Source organism: Streptosporangium sp. 'caverna', assembly GCF_003203775.1.
Lineage (GTDB): Bacteria > Actinomycetota > Actinomycetes > Streptosporangiales > Streptosporangiaceae > Streptosporangium > Streptosporangium subroseum.
Genome location: NZ_CP029711.1, coordinates 1,837,691 through 1,857,862, shown reverse-complemented (window position 1 = coordinate 1,857,862; position 20,172 = coordinate 1,837,691). Strand labels below are relative to the sequence as shown.

18 protein-coding genes are annotated in these 20,172 nt (G+C 68.2%); 2 read left to right on the top strand and 16 right to left on the bottom strand.

All coding sequences use genetic code 11. The annotated features are described in order from the left end of the window. Positions 1–139 precede the first annotated feature (139 nt). The 7 genes from DKM19_RS08305 to DKM19_RS08275 form a co-directional block, all read right to left on the bottom strand. Entirely contained in the window at positions 140–1,201 is a 1,062-nt protein-coding gene (locus DKM19_RS08305) for a TerC family protein (RefSeq protein WP_239514147.1), read from the bottom strand. A 440-nt stretch (positions 1,202–1,641) separates the two neighbouring features. Beyond that, positions 1,642–2,058 (bottom strand): type II toxin-antitoxin system VapC family toxin, encoded by a 417-nt coding sequence (locus DKM19_RS08300; protein WP_110695191.1) that lies wholly within the window; start codon positions 2,056–2,058, stop codon positions 1,642–1,644. After that, entirely contained in the window at positions 2,055–2,261 is a 207-nt protein-coding gene (locus DKM19_RS08295) for a hypothetical protein (RefSeq protein WP_110695190.1), read from the bottom strand. Before DKM19_RS08295 ends, DKM19_RS08300 begins: the two co-directional genes overlap by 4 nt. A 201-nt stretch (positions 2,262–2,462) precedes the next feature. Next, complete coding sequence (gene pip, locus DKM19_RS08290) at positions 2,463–3,428, bottom strand: prolyl aminopeptidase (RefSeq protein ID WP_110695189.1); 966 nt, start codon at positions 3,426–3,428, stop codon at positions 2,463–2,465. A gap of 90 nt (positions 3,429–3,518) precedes the next feature. After that, positions 3,519–5,558 carry a family 20 glycosylhydrolase gene (locus DKM19_RS08285; protein ID WP_110695188.1) on the bottom strand — a complete coding sequence of 680 codons (2,040 nt, stop codon included), beginning with the start codon at positions 5,556–5,558 and terminating at the stop codon, positions 3,519–3,521. Between the two features lie 114 nt (positions 5,559–5,672). Next, entirely contained in the window at positions 5,673–6,989 is a 1,317-nt protein-coding gene (locus DKM19_RS08280) for an MFS transporter (RefSeq protein ID WP_110695187.1), read from the bottom strand. Further along, on the bottom strand, positions 6,986–7,543 hold the full coding sequence (locus tag DKM19_RS08275) for a helix-turn-helix domain-containing protein (RefSeq protein WP_110705559.1): 558 nt from the start codon (positions 7,541–7,543) through the stop codon (positions 6,986–6,988). Before DKM19_RS08275 ends, DKM19_RS08280 begins: the two co-directional genes overlap by 4 nt. Before the next feature lie 287 nt (positions 7,544–7,830). Between DKM19_RS08275 and DKM19_RS08270 the strand changes: the two genes are divergently transcribed. Continuing rightward, the gene (locus tag DKM19_RS08270) at positions 7,831–9,132 is read left to right on the top strand and encodes a DUF2252 domain-containing protein (protein WP_110695186.1); all 1,302 of its coding nucleotides are present in this window, start codon (positions 7,831–7,833) and stop codon (positions 9,130–9,132) included. Positions 9,133–9,176: 44 nt separating this feature from the next. On the opposite strand, the gene DKM19_RS08265 is transcribed toward DKM19_RS08270, so the two are convergent. From DKM19_RS08265 to DKM19_RS08240, 6 genes are all read right to left on the bottom strand, one after another. Then, entirely contained in the window at positions 9,177–9,359 is a 183-nt protein-coding gene (locus tag DKM19_RS08265) for a hypothetical protein (RefSeq protein ID WP_110695185.1), read from the bottom strand. Positions 9,360–9,436: 77 nt separating this feature from the next. Then, positions 9,437–10,462 carry an ABC transporter ATP-binding protein gene (locus DKM19_RS08260; RefSeq protein WP_369990445.1) on the bottom strand — a complete coding sequence of 342 codons (1,026 nt, stop codon included), beginning with the start codon at positions 10,460–10,462 and terminating at the stop codon, positions 9,437–9,439. Between the two features lie 166 nt (positions 10,463–10,628). Beyond that, positions 10,629–11,669, bottom strand: coding sequence for an ABC transporter ATP-binding protein (locus DKM19_RS08255; RefSeq protein WP_204358706.1), 1,041 nt, complete (start codon positions 11,667–11,669; stop codon positions 10,629–10,631). Continuing rightward, a complete protein-coding gene (locus tag DKM19_RS08250) occupies positions 11,666–12,547 on the bottom strand; it encodes an ABC transporter permease (protein WP_110695184.1) in 882 nt (293 codons plus the stop codon). The genes DKM19_RS08255 and DKM19_RS08250 overlap by 4 nt, the downstream gene beginning before the upstream one ends. Beyond that, a complete protein-coding gene (locus DKM19_RS08245) occupies positions 12,544–13,620 on the bottom strand; it encodes an ABC transporter permease (RefSeq protein WP_110695183.1) in 1,077 nt (358 codons plus the stop codon). Before DKM19_RS08245 ends, DKM19_RS08250 begins: the two co-directional genes overlap by 4 nt. Before the next feature lie 7 nt (positions 13,621–13,627). Next, on the bottom strand, positions 13,628–15,592 hold the full coding sequence (locus DKM19_RS08240) for an ABC transporter substrate-binding protein (RefSeq protein WP_239514146.1): 1,965 nt from the start codon (positions 15,590–15,592) through the stop codon (positions 13,628–13,630). Positions 15,593–15,807: 215 nt separating this feature from the next. Here DKM19_RS08240 and DKM19_RS08235 point away from each other — a divergent pair, with 215 nt between their 5' ends. Next, a complete protein-coding gene (locus tag DKM19_RS08235; protein WP_110695182.1) occupies positions 15,808–16,569 on the top strand; it encodes an SDR family oxidoreductase in 762 nt (253 codons plus the stop codon). A gap of 179 nt (positions 16,570–16,748) precedes the next feature. On the opposite strand, the gene DKM19_RS08230 is transcribed toward DKM19_RS08235, so the two are convergent. The 3 genes from DKM19_RS08230 to DKM19_RS08220 all read right to left on the bottom strand — a co-directional run bounded on the left by DKM19_RS08230 (position 16,749) and on the right by DKM19_RS08220 (position 20,104). Beyond that, on the bottom strand, positions 16,749–17,597 hold the full coding sequence (locus DKM19_RS08230; RefSeq protein ID WP_110695181.1) for a RimK family alpha-L-glutamate ligase: 849 nt from the start codon (positions 17,595–17,597) through the stop codon (positions 16,749–16,751). Between the two features lie 101 nt (positions 17,598–17,698). Then, positions 17,699–18,220: an FBP domain-containing protein gene (locus DKM19_RS08225; RefSeq protein ID WP_110695180.1), complete on the bottom strand. Its 522-nt coding sequence runs from the start codon at positions 18,218–18,220 to the stop codon at positions 17,699–17,701. A 108-nt stretch (positions 18,221–18,328) separates the two neighbouring features. Beyond that, entirely contained in the window at positions 18,329–20,104 is a 1,776-nt protein-coding gene (locus DKM19_RS08220; RefSeq protein ID WP_110695179.1) for an asparagine synthase-related protein, read from the bottom strand. Between the last annotated feature and the right edge of the window lie 68 nt (positions 20,105–20,172).

Here is a 20,172-nt window from a genome sequence, read left to right as displayed (position 1 = left end):
AACCGAGGGAGCGCGAGCCGAAGCCCGCGCTCCCTCCTTTCAGCACATCGACTTTCAGCCCATCGACGGCACCCCGTCTCCGAGACTCCCGCGCCAGGTCACCTGCCTCCGGAATCTCGCCCGGCGGGATGCGACCCCGTCAGCGCGGTGCTTTATCGGCTTCTCCGGTACGGGTGACTCCGCTCTCATCAGCGGTGGCCTCGTCGCCACCGCCCGCTCGTTCGTCTCGTCGGGTCTTGAGGATGCTGGCCAGCGTGGTGATGCCGAGCACCGACACGATGACGCCGAGCGAGACCCAGTTGTTGATTTCCGGCACCCAGGTGACGTGCTCGCCGCCGTTGATGAACGGCAGCTCGTTCTCGTGCAGGGCGTGCATCACCAGCTTCAGTCCGATGAAACCGAGGATCACCGCCAGCCCGCGGGAGAGGTAGACGAGCTTCTCCACCAGTCCGCCGAGGAGGAAGTAGAGCTGCCGGAGCCCCATCAAGGCGAACGCGTTGGCCGCGAAGACCAGGAACGCGTCCTGGGTGATGCCGAAGATGGCGGGGATGGAGTCGACGGCGAAGACGAGGTCCGCCCCGCCGATGGCGACGATGACGATGAACATCGGGGTCACCCAGCGACGTCCGTCCTGCTTGATCGTCAGTCGTGACCCGTGATATTCGCTCGTCACAGGAAACATTTTCCGGACCAGCCGAACGAGGCCCCCGTTGGGGTCGTACTCCTCATTCTCCTGTTTGCTGGAGACGAGTTTCCAGGCGGTGTAGATGAGGATTCCGCCGAACAGCCAGAAGATCCAGCTGAAGTGCTGCACGGCCTGTGCGCCCAGACCGATGAAGATGCCGCGCATGACCAGCGCCATCATGATTCCGATGAGCAGAACCCGGTGTTGGTGTATCGCCGGTACTGCGAAGTTCGCCATGATGATCATGAAGATGAAGAGGTTGTCGACGCTCAGCGAATACTCGGTGATGTATCCGGTGGCGAAGGCGGCCGCGTGCTCGCTGCCCCCGAAGATCCAGACGCCGATCCCGAAGGCCACGGCGCAGCCGACGTAGAACGTGACCCACTTCGCCGCTTCACTCACGGTGACCTTGTGGGGTTTCCGATCGACCAGAAAAAGATCGATAAGGATGAGCGCGAGCAGCCCCGCGAGGGCTGCGGCCCAGACCCATGCGGGCACGGACATAGGTGGTGGCATGCTTGTTCCTCCGACTTGGCGTTGGTACGTCTGTCGGAGGTCTTCTCCGCTCGTTCCTTATGCGAGCCGACCGCGCCGGGACCAGCTGGTCCGTGCTGACGACGCGGCCGCGAAGGAGTACTCCCCTCCACTGTGTGGCGCCATCTTCTCTTCAAGATGAAGCCGAGGTCAATACGAGGGTCGAGACGGCTCGCCCGGTGAGGACCCCTCCGCACCGCCGGCAGCGCTGGGAAATGACCACGAATGTCGCTTTGAACGTAGAGGCCCATAAAGAGCACATACGGATACCACAACGTTTTTTACCCGCTCCGCGATGCCCATAATTCTGCGGATAGAGGCGATTCATTCACCTCTCAATCACCGGTTTTTCCAGAGCAGTGAAAACCATTTCGACAAGTACGGTGGATTCGTTCTGACGCGTGGTCGGAGAGGTCTCGTACTCAGAGCCGCTCGGGCAAGAGGGTGAACGCGGCTAAATGCCGGGGACGCACGACCGTGAAATGACGACGATCGAGTGTCGCCACCTCAGCCAACCCCAGCCTCTCAGCCACCGCGATCACGGAGGCATCAGCAGCGCCCAACGGGAGATTGGCGTATATCTCGACCAAATCAATCATTCGATCCAGGTCTTCGTTGATGAGGTCGATCAGAACCAGGCCAGATTGGAAAGACCTCAGGAAAGCCGCTTCCGCCTTGCCTCCCTGACGCTTCTCGATGAGCTGGCAGACTTCCGTGACAACCGTGACGGGAACGAGAAGCGGACCCGGATGAGTCCTCAGAAGCCTGGCGCAGATTTCGTGATGGTTGTCCCGGATATTGACCGCTGCGACCAAAGGTCCTGAATCAATGACAATCACGAAGAGTGATTGTCCTCCGAGCGCAAGATCTCTTCAGAGCGTTCCGCGAAATCCGGCTCGGCCTCAAGTGTTCCGATGAACGGCAGATCGCGGACAACGGGCTGTTCGTCGAGCTGGTCTCGGACAAGACGAAGTAGTGGAGCCACCTTCTCCTCGGGCAGGCGGTCCACCAGGTGGTGAAGCTCCTCACGCATCACGCTCATGTGTCGAGTGTAACCAGACGCCACCTCACCACATACGGCCGAGCCGCGATGCGAATCGTGCAGCGAGACGGCCTGCACCTGGAAGATCGGCGCGTTTCCCGGTCGTATCTTGCTCCGGCGGAGCCGTCACCGAAACGATGCCGCCGAAGGCCACGGATATGAGTGTCACGGTGAAGCCGAAGCCGCACATGGCGGATCGTGTCAGTTCCGGTGGAGGGCGAAGCGGTCGGTTGTCTCGATGAGGCGATCAAGGATGCCGGGCTCCGAGTAGGCGTGCCCCGCATCGTCGACGATGTGGAATTCGGCTTCCGGCCAGGCGCGATGAAGGTCCCAGGCAGTTTTGGCCGGAGTGCACATGTCGTACCGGCCCTGCACGATGACGCAGGGAATGTGCCGGATCTTGTCGATATCCCGGATGAGCTGATCCTCCTCGAAGAACCCGCCGTTGATGAAGTAGTGGTTCTCGATCCTGGAGAAGGCGACCGCGTAGTCATCGCCGGAATGCGCGGCGATGATCTCGGGGGCCGGTCGCAGGGTGATGGTCGAGCCCTCCCAGACGCTCCATGCGTGTGCCGCGGGCAGCCGTACCTCCGGATCCGGATCGTTGAGCCGAGCGTGGAACGCGGCGATCAGATCTCCGCGCTCCTCCTCCGGGATCGGTGCGACATAGCTCTCCCAGATATCCGGGAAGACCAGCGACGCCCCCTCCTGGTAGAACCACTGGAGCTCGAAGGGCCGCAGCATGAAGATGCCGCGCAGCACGAGTTCGGCGACCCTGTCGGGGTGGGTCTGCGCGTACGCGAGCGACAGCGTGCTCCCCCACGACCCGCCGAACACCATCCAGCGGTCGATGCCCAGGTGCTCGCGGAGCCGTTCCATGTCGGCGACGAGGTGCCACGTCGTGTTGTGCTCCAGCGACACGGCCGGGTCGCCGGCATGGGGCAGGCTTCGCCCGCAGTTGCGCTGGTCGAACAGCACGATGCGGTACGCCTGCGGGTCGAACTGCCGGCGGTGGTTGGGAGTGCAGCCGCCACCGGGTCCCCCGTGCACCATGACCACGGGCCTGCCCTCGGGGCTGCCGGAGACCTCCCAGTAGATCTCGTTACCGTCGCCGACGTCGAGCAGACCGGAGTCGTACGGCTCGATCGGTGGATAGAACGTCTTCATAACGACCCATTTTCGCAGCGTGAACCGCACGTTCACCCGAGAGGGGCTTCGGTGATCTCCGCCGCGCCCGGCTCGGCGTGCCCCGGCCCGTCACTGAACCTCGAGGTAGTCGACGTTGGGTCCGCCGTCGGCGGTCGTCGCGGTCGCCCGGATGGTGTTGGCTCCGGCCCTGAGGTTGACGGTCAGCGTCTTGGTCTGCCAGGTGGCCCAGGCGCCGGTACCGGCGAAGGCGAGCCCGGTGGCGGCCGGCGTGCCGTTGACCGTGATGTCCATCGGCCGGTTGACGGCCGTGCCGTTCGAGTATCGCAACCGCAGGGTCACCGGACCGGCCTGGGCGGCGTTGACCGTCCACTGGACGTACGCGCCGGCCGCGTTGTCGTAGTTGACGAACCCGGTGCCGGAGAATCCCGCGTGGTTGGACTCCGCCACGCCACGGGAGATCGTCGCGCCCTCGGCCTCGTACCTGCCGGCCGGGGTGGTCGGAGGGCCACTGCCCCACGGCACCTGCGGGGAGCGGTAGAAGTCGATTCCCATGATCGTCCAGCGCGGGCCCTGGGCGCCCAGGCGGAGCCGGAACGCGTCCCAGTCGTGCGTCGACCACGGTGACCAGCCGAGCTCGGCGATGGCCGGCAGCCGGGGGAACGTCATGTACTCGATGTGGTCCTCGGTGACGATCGTCTCCGTCCACATGGGCGCCTCGACACCGAGCACGGCCGAGGCCGGCACTCCGCTCAGGTAGGTGCCCGGATTCCAGTCGTACGCCGTCCGCACCTCGATCCGGCCGGCCCAGTCCTGGCCGACCGGGCTCTGCGCGGTGTACTTCATGTCGAGGTAGGCCTTGTTCGCCGGTGACATGACCACCTTGGCCCCCTTCGACACGGCGCTGCTCACCAGCGCGTCGGAGGTGTTCAGGCCCCAGTACTGCACGATGCGGCCGGGCGAGTGCTGGACCGCCGACGCCCCGATCTGGTGCCACCCCATGACCGATTTGCCCTTGGCGGTCACCATGGGCTGGATCCGGTTCATGAACGTCCCGTACTGCTCGGGAGAGGTGGCGTCCGCCTCGTCCCCGCCGATGTGCAGGTAGGGGCCGGGGGTCAACGCCGCGAGCTCGGTGAGAACGTCGTTGACGAACGTGTAGGTGTTCTCCTTGGAGGAGCAGAGCGAGCTGAACCCGACCGCGGTGCCGGTGTAGAGCTGCGGGGCGACCCCGTTGCAGTTCAGCTCGGCGTACGAGGCGAGCGCGGCGTTGGTGTGCCCGGGCAGGTCGATCTCCGGGATGATCGTGATGTGCCGCTGCGCCGCGTAGGCGACGATCTCCTGGAACTGGGCCTTGGTGTAGTAACCGCCCGGCCCGCCGCCGACCTGGGTGCTTCCGCCGTAGGTGGCCAGCCTCGGCCATTTGTCGACGACGATCCTCCAGCCCTGGTCGTCGGAGAGATGCAGGTGCAGATAATTGATCTTGTACAGGGCGATCCGGTCGATGTGCTGCTTCACCGTCGCCACCGGGTGGAAGTGCCGGGCCACGTCGAGCATCGTCCCGCGATACGCGAACCGCGGGTAGTCCACGATCCTCCCGCCGGGCACGGCCCACGGGCCGGGGCGGACGACGGCGCTCTCGATCTCCGGCGGCAGGAGCTGGCGCAGCGTCTGCACGCCGTTGAAGAGTCCGTCTGCCGTCTGCGCCCGGATCACCACCGCGTCGGCGGTCACGTCGAGCTGGTACCCCTGCGCCCCGACGGCGGGGTCGGCGCCGGCGAGAAGCAGCGAGACGCCTCTGGCGGGGGCACCGGATCCGGCCGGCGCGATCGGCAGCGCGTATCCGGTGGAGCGGCGGAGAACACCGGCCAGGTAGGCGCCGACGTCGGCGGCCGGAGTCGAGCCTGCCTGGGGGAAGATGCCCGCGTCCGGCGAGAGCGTGTACGGCGTGCCGCCGGACGGCTGCACCGAGACGGGCGCCGGCACGACCTCGCTCATCGAGACCGCGAGGCGGGCCGGCTGGGCGCGGGCCGGCTGCGTCACCGCGATCACCGCGAGACCGGCGGCGGCCACGAGGAGCACGGCCCCGGCGAGACAGGCGAGCCGGGAAGGACGTCGACGAGCCGGGAAGGGCGGGGCGACCAGGCTCATGACGTCCTCCGTGGGCTCGGGCCAATGATTAGTAAGCTTTATTTACAGATTGATCGGCGTCAAGAGCTGCCACGGTAGTCAGGACCGGCCGGAGACCGGGAGGCGGGTCGGGTGTCATCCCTCACGTTCGGATCCCCGAAACGCCTGGGATTCCCGGCCCCGCTGGGCTTCCGGAACCGGCCGTGGTTCCGGAACCACCTGGGTCCGTATCTCCGTTTCCTCGTGCCCGTCGTCCCCGGGCTTCTCCTGCCACCACCGGCACAGCGCGACAAGTCCGGCGAGCGCGTAGAGCCCCGCCTGGACGTTGAGCATCACGGTGAGGCCGAGGGGCACCACGAGCACGCCGGCGAGCATCATTCCGAGCGCCTGGAAGCCGTCGTTCAGGCTGAAGAAACTGCCCAGCACGCGCCCCCGTGTCTCGTCGGCGGTGTGCAGTTGCAGAACGGACATCATTCCGGCACCCGCGATGACGCCCGGTGCGCCGATGACGGCGAACAGGACGAGGTAGAACGCCGGTGCCGTCGTCACGTACGGGCCGTTCCAGCCGATCGCGGAGATCAGGCCGAACACCAGCAGACCCAGACCGAGCAGCCGGCCCGCCCGCAGCCGCCGGGCCAGCACGCCCACCAGCAGGCCGCCGAGCACGCCGCCGACGGCTTGGACGCCGCGCAGCACTCCGATCTCCGCCTCGCCGCCGCCGAGCCGGTCGGTCACGAACACCACGAACAGCACGACGAAGATGCCCTGGCTCACCGCCATCAGGCCGACGACCCCCAGCATGACCCGCAGCGGCCCGCGGTCCCGGATCTCCCTCAGCCCTTCCAGCCAGGCCCGGAACACCGGCGGATGCTCGCGTTTCGCGGCGTCGGCCCGGAACGGACGCAGCAGCAGCAACGCGGCGAGCAGGAACGAGACGACGTCCGCCAGCAACACACCGGCCAGCCCGAAGAAACCGAGCATGACCCCGCCGAGTGACGCGCCGATCAGCCGCGCCAGATTGCTGTTCAGGCCGATCAGGCCGTTCGCCGCGGCCACCTGGTCGGGTTTGACGAGCGTGGGCAGCAGGGCGTTCTTGGCGGGTTCGAACAGGATGGCCAGGCCGGCGTGCGCGACCATGACAACGTTGATCAGCAGCAGGTCCCCGGCGTCGTGTACGGCCAGCAGGGGCAGCAGGGCCGCCGCCTGCACGAGGCTCACGCCGAGCATCAGGCGACGCCGGTCCCACCGGTCGGCCAATACTCCCGCCACGGGCGAGAGCAGCAGGCTCGGCAGCAGCGCCACGACGAACGTGGTCGCGGTCGCCGCGGCGGAGCCGGTGAGCTGGTAGACGAAGACGGGCAGGGCGACCAGCAGCATCCAGTCGCCGATCTCGGAGATGAATCCCGCGATCCACAGACGGAGGAACGCTCTTTCGCGCAGCGGCCCGCTCATCGGAGGAACGCCCGGATGCCGACGTGCGCCGGGGCCGAGCCCTCCGGCGCGTCCTCACGCACCGCGACAAGATAGGGCCGCAGCAGATCGTCGATCGTGCCGAGCAGCCCGGTCAGCTCCTCGGGTCGCACGTTCAGCGTGTAGCCGTGCATCGCCGAGGCGAGCAGCCATTCCCTCGGGAGCTCGTGCTGCCGGTCGAGGAACCGCTGCATGAGCCGGTTGTCCTCGTTGAGCTGCAACGCGAGCAGCGCGTCCTGCTGGGTGCGCACGGCCGGGTCCTCGTCGAACGCTCCGATGTCGATGCCGACCTCGGTGGATCGCCACGGGCGTTCCCTGCCGTTGCCCGTCTCGACACGTTCGACGAACCCGAACTTCGCGAGCTGACGGAGGTGCCAGCTGCAGTTCGAGCCGGTCGACCCGACCTCCTCGGCGCACTCGCTGGCCGTGCGCGGACCCACCGCGAGCAGGTGATGGAGCAGCGAGACGCGCAGCGGGTGTGCGAGCGCCTTGAGAGCGTCGACGTCACTGACACGCCGAGGCTGGGGATGACTCATCATCACTCCAACTTGAAAGGACTCTTTCAAAAGAACTCTTTCAGGTTTGCACGCCGTACGGTCCCTGGCAAGACGGCGGCGGGCCCGAATCGGGGCGGCGGCCGGTTCCGTCTCGCGGTGATATGCGTCTCACGCGCGTCCGGCCACCACGCGTGGGCGCCGGTCGGGAGGCCCGACGGCAGGGGCGATCAGCCGCAGATGGGAGCGGGATCGGCGATTGGCGCGTTCCAGGTTTGTAATACCTCGGATATGGCGGAGCCCCGGACTCTGCGCCTACCCTGCGCATCATGAACACCAGTGGGCGCTCGGCGCACATCCTCGACGTCCTGATCACCGAGTTCGGCGACTCCATCAAGCGTGACCCCGCGGCCTTCCGGCGCAAGTTCAGGAAGATGGCGGCCACTCCCTTCGCCTTCTACCGTGGCAGCGCCGCCCTGTTCTACGCGGACATGACCGGCACGTTCGCCGACGACGCCTTCCTGGACAGTCAGACCCGGCGGGTGTGGATCCACGGTGACCTGCACGCCGAGAACTTCGGCACCTACATGAACGCCTCGGGCGTCCTGGTCTTCAACGTCAACGACTTCGACGAGGCCTACGTCGGGCCCTACGTCTGGGACCTCAAGCGGTTCGTGGCCAGCATCGCGCTCATCGGGTACGCCAAGGCCCTCTCCGACGAGGTGATCACCGGTCTGGTGACCGAGTTCGCCCGCTCCTACGTCGGCGAGCTGACCGGCATCTCGGACGGCGGGGACGACGCGATCGGCTCGCTGACCCTGGAGACCACCACCGGCACCCTCCACCGGGTGCTGCAGTTCGCCCGCCTGAACACCCGCGTGGCGCTGCTGGACCTGGAGACCACGGTCGAGAACTTCGACCGCAGATTCGCCGTCATGGACGGCCGCTACCCGGTCGACCAGGAGACCAGGGAGCTGGTGGAGGCGGCGTTCCAGGACTACCTGACGACCCTTCCCCCCTCCGTCTCCAAGGTCGAGCACACGATCAAGGACTTCGCGCTCCGCACGGGCGTCGGCATCGGCTCGGCCGGGCTGCCCTCCTACAACATGCTGCTGGAGGGCCATACCCAGGCCCTGGAGAACGACGTCATCCTCTACATGAAGCAGGCCCAGGTCCCGGCCGTGGCCAGGCACATCGTCGACGAGAAGGTGCACGGCTACTTCAAGCACCAGGGTCACCGCACCGCCGAGTCGCAGCGGGCCCTGCAGGCCTACGCCGACCCCTGGCTCGGCTACACCACGCTGAACGGCGTCGGCCAGCTTGTCGCCGAGGTCTCCCCCTACTCCGCCGACCTCGACTGGGGCGACGTCAACGAGCCGGACGAGCTCGCCTCGGTGATCCGCGACCTCGGCCGGGCCGTGGCCCGCATGCACTCGGTGGCCGACGACGAGTCCAGTCACGACCTGGTCGACTTCTCCACCGAGGACGCGATCATGGCCGTGATCGGCGGTGACCTCGACGGCTTCACCGGCATGCTCGTCGGCTTCGCCCACTCCTACGGCGCGCAGGCCAGGATCGACCACCAGCTCTTCGTCGACCTGTTCCGCAACGGCCGCCTTCCCGGCCTCTGACCGGAGACGAACCGCCCGGCCGCCGAGCGACCGGGCGGCCCGCGTCACTCGGTCGGCTTCTCGTACCCTTCGTCCTCCCCGTACACCCGGTCGTCCGGATCGTCCTCGGGCTGGTTGGCCGGATCCGTCTCGGACGGAGCGAACTCCCCGGCGAAGTCCGGCTCGTCGTGAACCTCCGGATTCTCCCGGCGATCGGCGAGCGGTCTATCCTCATCAGGCTCTGACATGGGTGTTTCTCCTTCCCGATGCGGGAAGGTCTGCCCGGAGTGGGCCGGTGTACACCGGGAGCGGGATCTTGGGTGGACTATTCCAGGCGTGCCCCGGCGTAGTGGCAGGCGGCGTGGGAATCCGCCGAGAGCGGCGAGACGGGAAGGATCGCCAGGGGCTGTGACCTGCACCGCCCGTCCACCCCGGCCCTGGCCGCCGCGCCCGCGGCGAGCACCTGGCAGCGCGGGTGGAAACGGCAGCCCCCGGGGATCCTGGTCGGGTCCGGCGGCTCGCCGCTCAGCACCACGGGCGCCGGCGACTCGGGCAGCACCGACAGCAGCGCCTGCGTGTAGGGATGGGTCGGCGACCTCAGGACCTGCTCGACGGGCCCCGACTCGACGATCCTGCCGAGATACATCACGGCGACGCGGTCGGCGATGTTCCAGGCCAGCCCGAGGTCGTGGGTGACCACCAGGGCGGACAGGCCCAGCTCGTCCCTGAGCCTCAGCAGCAGGGCGAGGATCTCGCCGCGGACCGAGGCGTCCAGCGAGGCCACCGGCTCGTCCGCGACCAGGACCCGGGGGTCCAGCGCGAGGGCCCCCGCGATGACGACGCGCTGCCGCTGGCCACCGGACAGCTCGTGCGGGTAGGAGTGGAGGAACCGCTCCGGGGGGCGGAGCCCCGTCCTCGCCAGCGCCGACACGACCCGCTCCCGCTCGTCGGACATGCCGTGGATGCGCGGCCCCTCGGCCACCGCCTCGTAGACGGTGTGCCGGGGATTGAGCGACCCGGTCGGGTCCTGCAGCACCAGCTGCACCTCGCGGCGGTAGGCCTTCAGCGCGCGCGACGAGTAGGACAGCGGCGCTCCGCCGTACAGGACCGATCCCGAGGTGGGCCGCTCCAGGCCGAGCAGGGTGCGGGCCAGCGTCGTCTTGCCGCAGCCGGACTCGCCGACCAGCGCCACGATCTCCCCCTCGCCCACCGCGAGGTTCACCCCGTCCACCGCGCGGGCGCGCCGCCCGCGCGAGGCGAACTCCACGTGCAGGTCCCGGGCTTCGAGCAGGGAGCCGCGCTTCACCGTGTTCTCACGCCGTTCGGTCACCGGCACTCCCTCGTCGGTCACCGGTGGGGACGTCACGCTCTCCGGTGTTCCCGCGCCGCCCGGCCGCCCGGCCGGGGCCCCGCGCTTCACGGTCTTCTCACGCCGATCGGTCACTGGCTCTCCTCCGCCGGCCGCACGGCCGAGGCTCCGCGCTTCACAGTGTTCTCATGGTTCTCACGCCGATCGGTCACCGGCTCTCCTCCACCGGTCGCGTGACCGGGACGCTCTGCTTCTCCAGGTCCTCGGCCGGTCCGGCCGGCTGGACGACCTCGGGCCGGACGTGCACGCATGCGGCGCTGCGGCTCTCGCCGGCGGCCCAGAGCTCGACCTCCTGGAACGCGCACTCGGGCAGGGCGACCGGGCATCGGGGATGGAAGGAACACCCGGTGGGCAGGTGCATGGGGTCGGGCGGATCGCCGCCCAGGCCCTTGGGCGCCCGCCGGGAGGCGGGGTCTCCGACCGTGGGGAAGGCCGCCGACAGCGCCAGGCTGTAGGGATGCCGCGCGTCCCGGAAGACCTCGTGCGAGGGGCCCGACTCCACCACCCGGCCCGCGTACATGACCGCCAGCCGGTCGCACATGGAGGCCAGGACCGAGAGGTCATGAGAAATCATGATCAGGCTGATGTCGTGCTCGGCGATGAGCGAGCGGATCAGCGCGAGCACCTGTGCCTGGATCATCACGTCCAGGGCGGTCGTCGGCTCGTCGGCGATGATCAGGCGCGGCGAGCAGGCCAGCGCCATGGCGATCATCACGCGCTGGCGCTGCCCGCCGGACAGCTCGTGCGGATAGCTGCGGGCCCTCCAGGCGGGCAGGCCGACCTGCTCCAGCAGCTCTCCCACCTTCCGCCGCGCCTCGGCCGGGGTCGCCATCCCGTGGACCAGCAGCGGCTCGGCGATCTGCTGCTCGATCCGCCGCACCGGGTTCAGGGCGTGCTGTGCCCCCTGGAAGACCACCGAGGCCGACGCCCAGCGCACCGCGCGCAGCCGCCCCCAGTTCATCGTGAGGACGTCCTCCCCGTCCAGGAGGATCTCCCCGGTCACCCGCGCGTCCCGGGGAAGCAGCCGCAGCAGGGCCATGGCCAGGGTCGACTTCCCCGACCCCGACTCCCCCGCCACGCCGAGCGCCTGTCCCGCCGCCAGGTCCAGCGACACCCCGCGCACGGCGGGCACCTCGCCCGAGGCCACCCTGTAGGTGACCGCGACGTCGCGCAGTTGGAGCAGGCTCATCGGGAGACCCCCCGCAGGCGTGGGTTGAGTACGGCCTCCAGCGCCCGGCCGCACAGCGTGAACGCCATCACGACCGCGACGATGCAGAGACCGGGCGCGAGAACGTACCACCACGCGCCGGAGGTGGCGGCGCCCCAGTCATAGGAGCCGCGCAGCATGCCGCCCCACGACACCTTGCCCGAGTCGGCGCCGAGGAAGGCCAGGGTCGACTCCGCGACGATGGCGCTGGCCACCTGCAGGGTCGTGTTGGCCAGCACCAGCGGGGCGACGTTCGGGAGCACGTGCCTGGTCATGATGTGCCAGTGTCCCGCGCCGAGGGCTCTGGAGCGCTCGATGTACGGCCTGGCCTCGACGGACAGGGTCTGCGCCCTGATCAGTCTCGCCGTGGAGGCCCAGGAGGTCACGCCGATCGCCAGGATGATCGTGGACGTGCCGCCGCCGAGGATGGCCGCGAGCACCAGGGCCAGCACGAGCGACGGCAGGACCAGGAACCAGTCGGTGATCCGCAGCAGCACGGCCGACGTCCAGCCGCGGAAGTGACCCGCCGCGATGCCCGTCACCGTGCCGATGGTCATGCTGAGCAGCGCCGACATGAAACCGATGAGCAACGAGACGCGCGAGCCCCACAGTGTCATCAGCAGGACGGACCGGCCCGACTCGTCGGTGCCCAGCGGGAAGTCCAGGCTCGGGGCGGCCATCTTGGCGCCCGTCGCCCTGGTGACGTCCATGCCGGTCGGGTCGGTGACCAGCGGGGTGAGCAGGGCCAGTGCCACGGCGGCGATCAGGATCGCCGCGCCGTACAGTCCGGCCCGCTGCCGGCGGTAGTCCCGCCAGAAGCGCGACAGCGCCGTCCTGCGCCGGGTCCAGGTGATGTTCACGCAGACCTCACCCTCGGATCCAGGACGTGGTAGGCCACGTCGGCCAACGTGTTCATGACGATCACCGCGGTGCAGACCACCATGAACGTCCCCTGCATGACCGCGAAGTCCGGACCCTGGATCGCCTCGTAGAACAGCAGGCCGAGACCCGGCCAGGAGTAGACGGTCTCCACCGACACCGCTCCCCCGACCACGAACCCGATGTGGATGAACACCAGCGTCACGGTCGGCAGGAGCGCGTTGGGCACGGCATGGCGCCGCCGTACCTGGTCGTCGCGCAGTCCCTTGGCCCTGGCGGTGGTCACGTAGTCCTGGCCGATCTCGTCGAGCAGCGAGGAGCGCATGACGAGCAGGTACTGCGCGTAGACCACGGCGACCAGGGTGAGGCACGGCAGCACCAGGTGATGTGCGACGTGGAGGAGGTACAGCGGACCGTCGGGCGCGTCGACGTCCTCCATGCCCCGGGTGGGGAAGATCCCCGGTATCGGTCCCACCCCGGCCGCGAAGACCATGAGGAGCAGCAGTCCCAGCCAGAAGGTCGGCACCGACCACAGGACGAGCGAGAGACCGGTGGAGAAGCGGTCGAACCGGCTGCCGTGCTTCCACGCCGCCCTGGTGCCCTGCCACAGGCCCAGGCTGACCGCGATGACCAGTCCGGTGCCCACGAGCACCAAGGTGGGGCCCACCCGGTCCGCGATGAGCTCGGTGACCGGGCGCTTGTACTCGTAGGACGTGCCGAGGTCCAGCGTGAGGGTCCGCCCCACGAAGTCGAGGAACTGCTGCATCAGGGGCTTGTCGAGTCCCATCCGGTGGCGCAGCAGGTCGAGCTGTTCGGGGCTGAGCGGCACGTCGCGCGTGTAGGCGATCGCGGGATCGCCGGGGATGAGCCGGAACAGGAAGAACGTCGCGACGATGACCATCCCGATGCTGAGCACGGCCCCACCGGCCTTCGCCAGCGCGTAGCGCAGCACCGTCCGGCGGGCGCCGCGCTCCCCGCCGGGACCCGCCGCCGGACCGGCGGCGGGCTCGACGTCGAACGGGGTACCGGGATCGACCTCGGAAGGCAGTGTCATCGAGGTGCTACTCGCGCTCGTCCGCCACGGAACGACGCCGCCTGGCGAGGAGGAAGCCTCCCGCGGCCAGGACCGCGACGATCGCGACGGCGCCCACGATGAGGCCGGTGCTGGAGCCGTCGTCGGCCGGACCGGCCGGGAGGGCCGCCGCCTGCAGGGAGTAGACGGGCCAGTAGCCGCTTCCGCCGTACAGGATGCCCTTGTCCTCGGGGATCGGGGTGATGGCGGCGATCCGGTCCTTGCGGTAGCCCTCAAGGTTGTTCGGGTAGTAGAGGGCGATGACCGGGGCGTCGGTGTAGAGGCGCTTCTGCATCTGCTTGATGAGGTCGACGCGCTTGGGCCGGTCGAGCTCGCTCAGCTGCTGCTGGTAGAGCTTCTCGTATTCGGGGTCGCAGTAGAACGACTCGGTGCCGCCGCCCTCGCCGCTCGCCGTGGGCCTGCGGCTGCACAGGTGGGTGGCCAGGACCTCTTCGGGGTCGGGGTTGACCGACCAGCCGCTGATCGCGATGTCGAAGAGGCCGGTGAACCCGGTCTCCTCGGTGAACTTGTTGGAGTCGAGCTTCTTCGTCGAGAGCGCGATGCCGATGTCCTTGAACCAGCCGGTCAGGAACTGCGCGAGCTTGTCCTCGACGGGCGTGTCCGTGTGGATGCTGAAGCGCATCTCCAGCTTGCGCTTGCCGTCGGGCATCATCCGGATCCCGTCGGAGCCCTTCGCGTAGCCGGCGTCGTCGAGAATCTGGTTGGCCTTCGCGGCGTCGTAGGTGACGAGGTCGGCGCCCTCCGCCTTCCAGAAGAACTCCTGATACATCGGCGGCACGATGGAGCCGTCGGCCGGTGTGGCGAGACCGTTCTGCACCTGGTCGACCAGGGCCTGCTTGTCGATCGCGTAGTGGATGGCCTGCCGTACCCTCGGGTCCTTCAGGGCGGGGTGACCGTCGCCGACCGGCTTGTTGTCGATCGTCTGCGCGCCGTGGTTCAGCTGCAGGTAGGCGGCCCTGCGGCCGGGGGTGTTCCACTGCACGATGTTGGGGTCGCCCGCCAGCGCCTCGAACTGCGGGGCGTTCAGCCGGCCGATCAGGTCGATGTCGCCCTTCTTCAGGCCCGCGTTCGCGGCCTCGGGGTTCTGGTAGAAGATGACGTGCAGCTCATCGATCTTGGGGGCGCCGCGCCAGTAGCCGGGGTTGGCCTTCAGCTTGACGTAGGCGTCTTTGCGATGTTCGACCACGATGTACGGGCCGCTGCCGACCACCGGATACCTGTCGTTCTCGAACGCGCCGATGTCGCCGACGCCCTCCCAGACATGCTTGGGCATGATCGGGATCGGGTTCTCCAGCATCGAGGCCTGCGGCTTCTTGGTCTTGATGACCAGGGTCCGGTCATCGGGCGCCGTGACGCTCTCGAAGTTCTCCACCGCCGGGCCGTTGGCCTGCTTGGCCGCGTCGACGGTCATGATCGTGTTGAAGGTCCACACGGCGTCCTGCGCGGTGACGGGCTTGCCGTCCGACCACTTGGCGTCGCGGATCTTGAAGGTCCAGGTCAGCTTGTCGTCCGAGGTCTCCCACGACTCGGCCAGGTCGGGGCTCGGCTTCAGGGTCTTGGAGTCGGGGACCGTGAGATACCCGTACATCCACCGGTGGATCGAGGACGAGACCAGGCGGACGGCCAGGAACGGGTTCATCGAGTCCACGGACTGCGTCACACCCAGCCGGACGATCTTCTTACCCTGCTGAGGATCCCGCGCGGCCCGCGCCTGCCCTACGGCTCGTTCCCGCCCGGTCCGCACCCGCTCGGTCTGTGCCTGCCCAGTCTCTGCCTGCTCGGCCTGTGCCTGCCGTACGGCCTGCGACTGCTCGGCCCGCGGCACCTGCCGCTCGGTCCGTGCTCGCTGTGCGGCCTGCGCCTGAGCGGCGGGCAACGCCACCAGCAGCAGCGTCAGGCCCAGCGCCGCCAGGCGCGCGCCCACTCTCGTCATCGTCCGCCCACCTTCGCATCCGTGAATCGTTGTAGACGAAGGCACACCATAGAGAACGGACTGTCAACGACAGATGGAAGATTGTTTCACTCTTGTTTCATCTCGCGATATATTTTTTCAACTCACCGCGGCACAAATAACGCTCATCTTCCGAGGTCACGGAACCAACCGGTCGGTATGGACGGGGCAACCAGGGGTACGGCATGCTACAGAACATGACTCTGTTTTCGGTGGAAGGCAAAACCGTCGTCGTCACCGGCGGCTCGCGCGGGATCGGTCGGATGATCGCGGCCGGGTTCGTCGACGCGGGGGCCACGGTGTACATCTCCTCGCGAAAGGCGGCCGAGGTCGAGAAGACCGCCGCCGAGCTGGGGTGCGTCGCCGTACCCGCCGACCTGTCCACCGAGGACGGCGTCTCCACGCTCTTCGAGGCCGTCTCGGCCCGGGAGTCCCGGCTGGACGTGCTGGTCAACAATGCCGGGGCGACCTGGGGCGCGCCGCTGGAGGAGTATCCGGAGCAGGCCTTCGACAAGCTCTGGGGAATCAACGTCAAGGGCGTTTTCTACCTGACCCAGCGGTTCCTGCCGCTGCTCCGCGCCGCGGCGAGCCCCGGTGACCCGGCCAGGGTGATCAACATCGGGTCGATCGACGGGATCCGGGTCCCCTCCCTGGAGAACTACGCCTACTCGGCGGCCAAGGCGGCCGTGCACATGCTCACCCGGCACCTGTCCCAGCGGCTCGCCAGGGAGTCGATCACGGTCAACGCCATCGCGCCGGGGCCGTTCGAGTCCAAGATGATGGCCTTCGCGCTCGACGATCCCGCGACTCGCTCGGCGATCGAGTCGCACGTGCCGCTCGGCCGGATCGGCAGCCCCGAGGACATGGCCGGCACTGCGATCTTCCTGGCCTCACGGGCCGGCGCCTACCTGACCGGGGCGATCATCCCGGTGGACGGCGGCATCTCCGCTCACAGCTAGGCCGGCGCCGCCCGTCCCTGGGCACCGGTGGCCCCAGTCGGGCCCGTTTTCGCACGTGCCGCTACAGGTCGGCGGCCATATCCGATCCAACGCCGTCGGCGATCGCCCCAGGTCGACCGGGGCCGCATGCGGGACACAGGCCCAGGGGCACCGGTGGCCCCTTTGTCGATCAGACGCGGTCAGACGCGGTTGCCCGCCGTGACCTCGGCCAGCGCGCGGGCGAGGTTGGCCGCCCCCTCGGGCGCGTACCGCAGGAACAGGTAGGGCTCGGTGAGCTCCAGCTCGATGAGCACGGGGGTGCCGTCCGCGAGGCGGACCAGGTCCACGCGGGCGTAGAGCACGTCGGGAAACTCGCCGAGCACCCGCTCGGCGAGGGCGAGCTGGTCGGGGTCGGGGTCGCGGAGCTCGGCGTGGACGTTCTCCCCGTCCAGCCCGGTGACGTTCGCGGCCAGCATCGGACCACGCCGTACGGCATGGCTGAACCGGCCGCCGAAGTAGAGCAGCGAGGTCTCCCCCTCGGCCTCGACCATGTCGAGGTAGGGCTGGATCATCGCGGTCTGGCCTCCGGCGACCAGCTGGGCCGCGTGGGCCTCGGCCTTCCTCCGGTCGCCGGTCCTGATCGCGCCGCGGGCCCCCGCCGAGATCGCGGGCTTGACCACATACTCGTCGAGGACCGGGAGGTCCACGGCCTCGCCCGGCGCGACCCAGTAGGTGGGAATGGTCGGCGTTTTCAGGTCACGCAGGTAGGTCTTGTCGGTGTTGCGCTCCAGCACGGCGGCCGGGTTGAGCAGCCGGGTGACGGATTCGACGCGGTAGGCCCAGGAGACGAACTCCGCCCGCCGGAGCACGTAGTCCCAGGGGGTGCGGACCACGACGACGTCGAACGCGGCCCAGTCCACCTCCGGGTCGTCCCAGCGCACGATGCGCCCGGTGATCCCGGCATCGGCCCAGGCCGCGAGGACGATCTCCTTCTCGTCGTCGGTTCCTTTCTCGTCCGCGAAAGTCACATACGCCGCAGAGACGCCCACGAGATATCCCCCGATGTCAGTACCAACAAGACACCAGCGACCTTACCCACAGCGTGTTTCCGACCCTGAGGCGCCTCACATGACATCGCCGCCACGGCGGCTCAGACCGCCGCGGAACCGACGTTGTCCTCCAGGATCTTGTCCAGGAAGCTCTCCAGGTTGACGGCGGTGCGGGCGATCCGCTCCTCCAGCGTGAGCGTCTCCTCGAACCGCATGCCGTACCCGGTCTGCTTCTTGCCCCGGACATAGAGCGAGCAGGCCAGGTCGGCGCACATGTAGGTGCCGACCGTGTTGCCCTGGCGGCCCGCCGCGCCGACTCTGGACGCGGTGAACAGGGTGACCCCGTTTCCGGCGTGGGGTGTCACGCAGACGGAGCAGATGGCGCTCTTGGTGAAGCTCCTGCGCGTCCCCTGCGCGAGGCGCAACGTGACACCGACGAGTTCACCGTTCCGCTCGACGACCACGTAGCCGCGGTCCGGTGCGCCCGGATCGCACCAGCCCAGGAAGTCGAGGTCCTCCCAGTGGAGCTCGGACAGGTCCCTGGGCAGGTTGAGCCTGCGAGCCTCGCCCTTGGAACAGTTGACGAAGGATTCGCGGATCTCGTTCTCACCGATCGGGTTCATGATCTGAAAATTCCTCTCAAATAAGCCCTCGCGATGGTAGAGGCGTGCGCCCGCGACGGTCGAGTCAATAAACGCCGCGCCCGTGACCACCGGAGTCGAGAGGTGCGATCACCCCGTGCCGTTCGGGACGGTCACCCGGATCGGTTCGAGTGCCACCGGCTCGCCGTCCAGGTTGAGGCCGTTGAGCATGGCGCTCACGGTGTACAGGTTCCAGACGAGGGCGGGCTGTTTCAACTCGGGAGCGTCCAGCATCGTCTTCACGGCGTCGGGGCGCACGATGGCGGACAGCACGTCCAGATCGATGCCGTCTCTCAGTACGGCGGACAGCACCGGCCCCGGTGACGTGCGCCAGTTCCAGCCGCCGACCTTCTTGGCGGCCGCCTCGGGAACCGGCCTGATCCGTGACCGGAGACGCTGCGCGAAGGTGGGCGGGAGATCCTTGCGAAACCGCCAGGGACTGCCTTCGAGCGGAAGCCCGCGAAGCTTGGGGGCGAGGGTGCCGATGAGGTCGTGAACGACCTCCTCCGAGTGCCGCCACAGCGGGTCGAGCCCCAGCGCCACCCGGACCACCCGGTTGTCGAGGAACGGCTGCACGGGATCGCCTCGGCGCAGGGAGCCCGCCCGGGCGCTCGCGTGCCAGCGCCCCACCCGGTGCGTGACGTACAGGTGGTCGAGTGCCCCGCACTGGTCCATCGCCTGCCACGGAGCGGCCAGTTCCCGCGCGTGCGCGTTGGCCTCGTCGGTGAACAGCGCGTCGTCCTTGAGAAAAAACGCGTCCACTCGCCGGGTCAGTGCTTTCGGTGCCAGATTTCCCTGACTGTAGAGAAATCCTCCCCGCAGAATCTCCCCGCTCTGCCCATTCATCGTCGGCTTCGGGCTATACGGCAGATAACCAACAATCGACTCGTATGCCGAAGTCATTCCTTCGCATGTGCGCAAGGTCTCCAGGGTCCGCGTCAGCGGATGATCGACCAGGATCGCGTCTTTCTTCTCGGTCTGCTTCGGCGCGATCACCGTATGTTCGATCCGCAGGGATCGGGCGATCTGCCGCGCGATGATCACATCGGGGTGATCGTCCAGGCCGTTGGTGGTCGCCCTGAACGGGATCCGCGCGGCGTGCAGCAGCGCCGCCATCAACCTGCTGTCCCGTCCCCCGGTGAGCGCCAGGTTGACCGGTTCCGCCGCGTTCCGCACCGGTTCGACGGCTGCGAGCAGCGCGCCCGCGAGCGCCTCGACTCCGGCACGCTTCAGGCGAGCGTCACCCGGTACTGCCTCCGCCCGCGGCAGCGCCTCCGTCTTGATCACCCGGATTCCGTTCCGTACCCGCAGCTCAGATGAGGGTGGCAGCACCGTGACACCTTCGAACGGCGTCTCGTCGGACAGAAAATAGCCCTGACGGATCATGGACTGGAGCCCGAGCGCGTTCCATCGGACGCCCTCACGCGTGACCAGATGGACCTGGAGCGCCCGGCTACCGACGGCGTGGACCTCGTCGCTCTCCGCGTAGAAGACGGGACAGGCCCGGGTGACGGTTGTCATCGCGGACAACTCTCCGGCCCCGGCACGGAACGCGGCGAAGCAACCTCCGAGCGTGTCCGCGCGGTCTCCGGCGAGCAGTCTCGCCCCGTCCGCGGGGCCCGCCAGATAGCCGTTCACGCCGACGGCGTGTCCGTTCGCCTCAAGAAGCAATCCGGGGTTCCGATGCGCGTCACCCTCGTTGGACCAGGCCAGCAGAACCGCGTCCGGCCCCCGCCAGATGGCGGAGGTCACGGTATCCGCCGGCACCGGAAACACTTCTCCGATGGAATTCCTGGCCTTTGTCACCAGCGCTTCCGGAACACCGGAACCGGCCCGTTTTGCGATTAATCCCAGGTATACGCGCATGGCATGGAATGGTCCCACAGTATTCTGCACGCTCACCGTGCCGGTGCCGTACGCCGCCGTCCATGCCG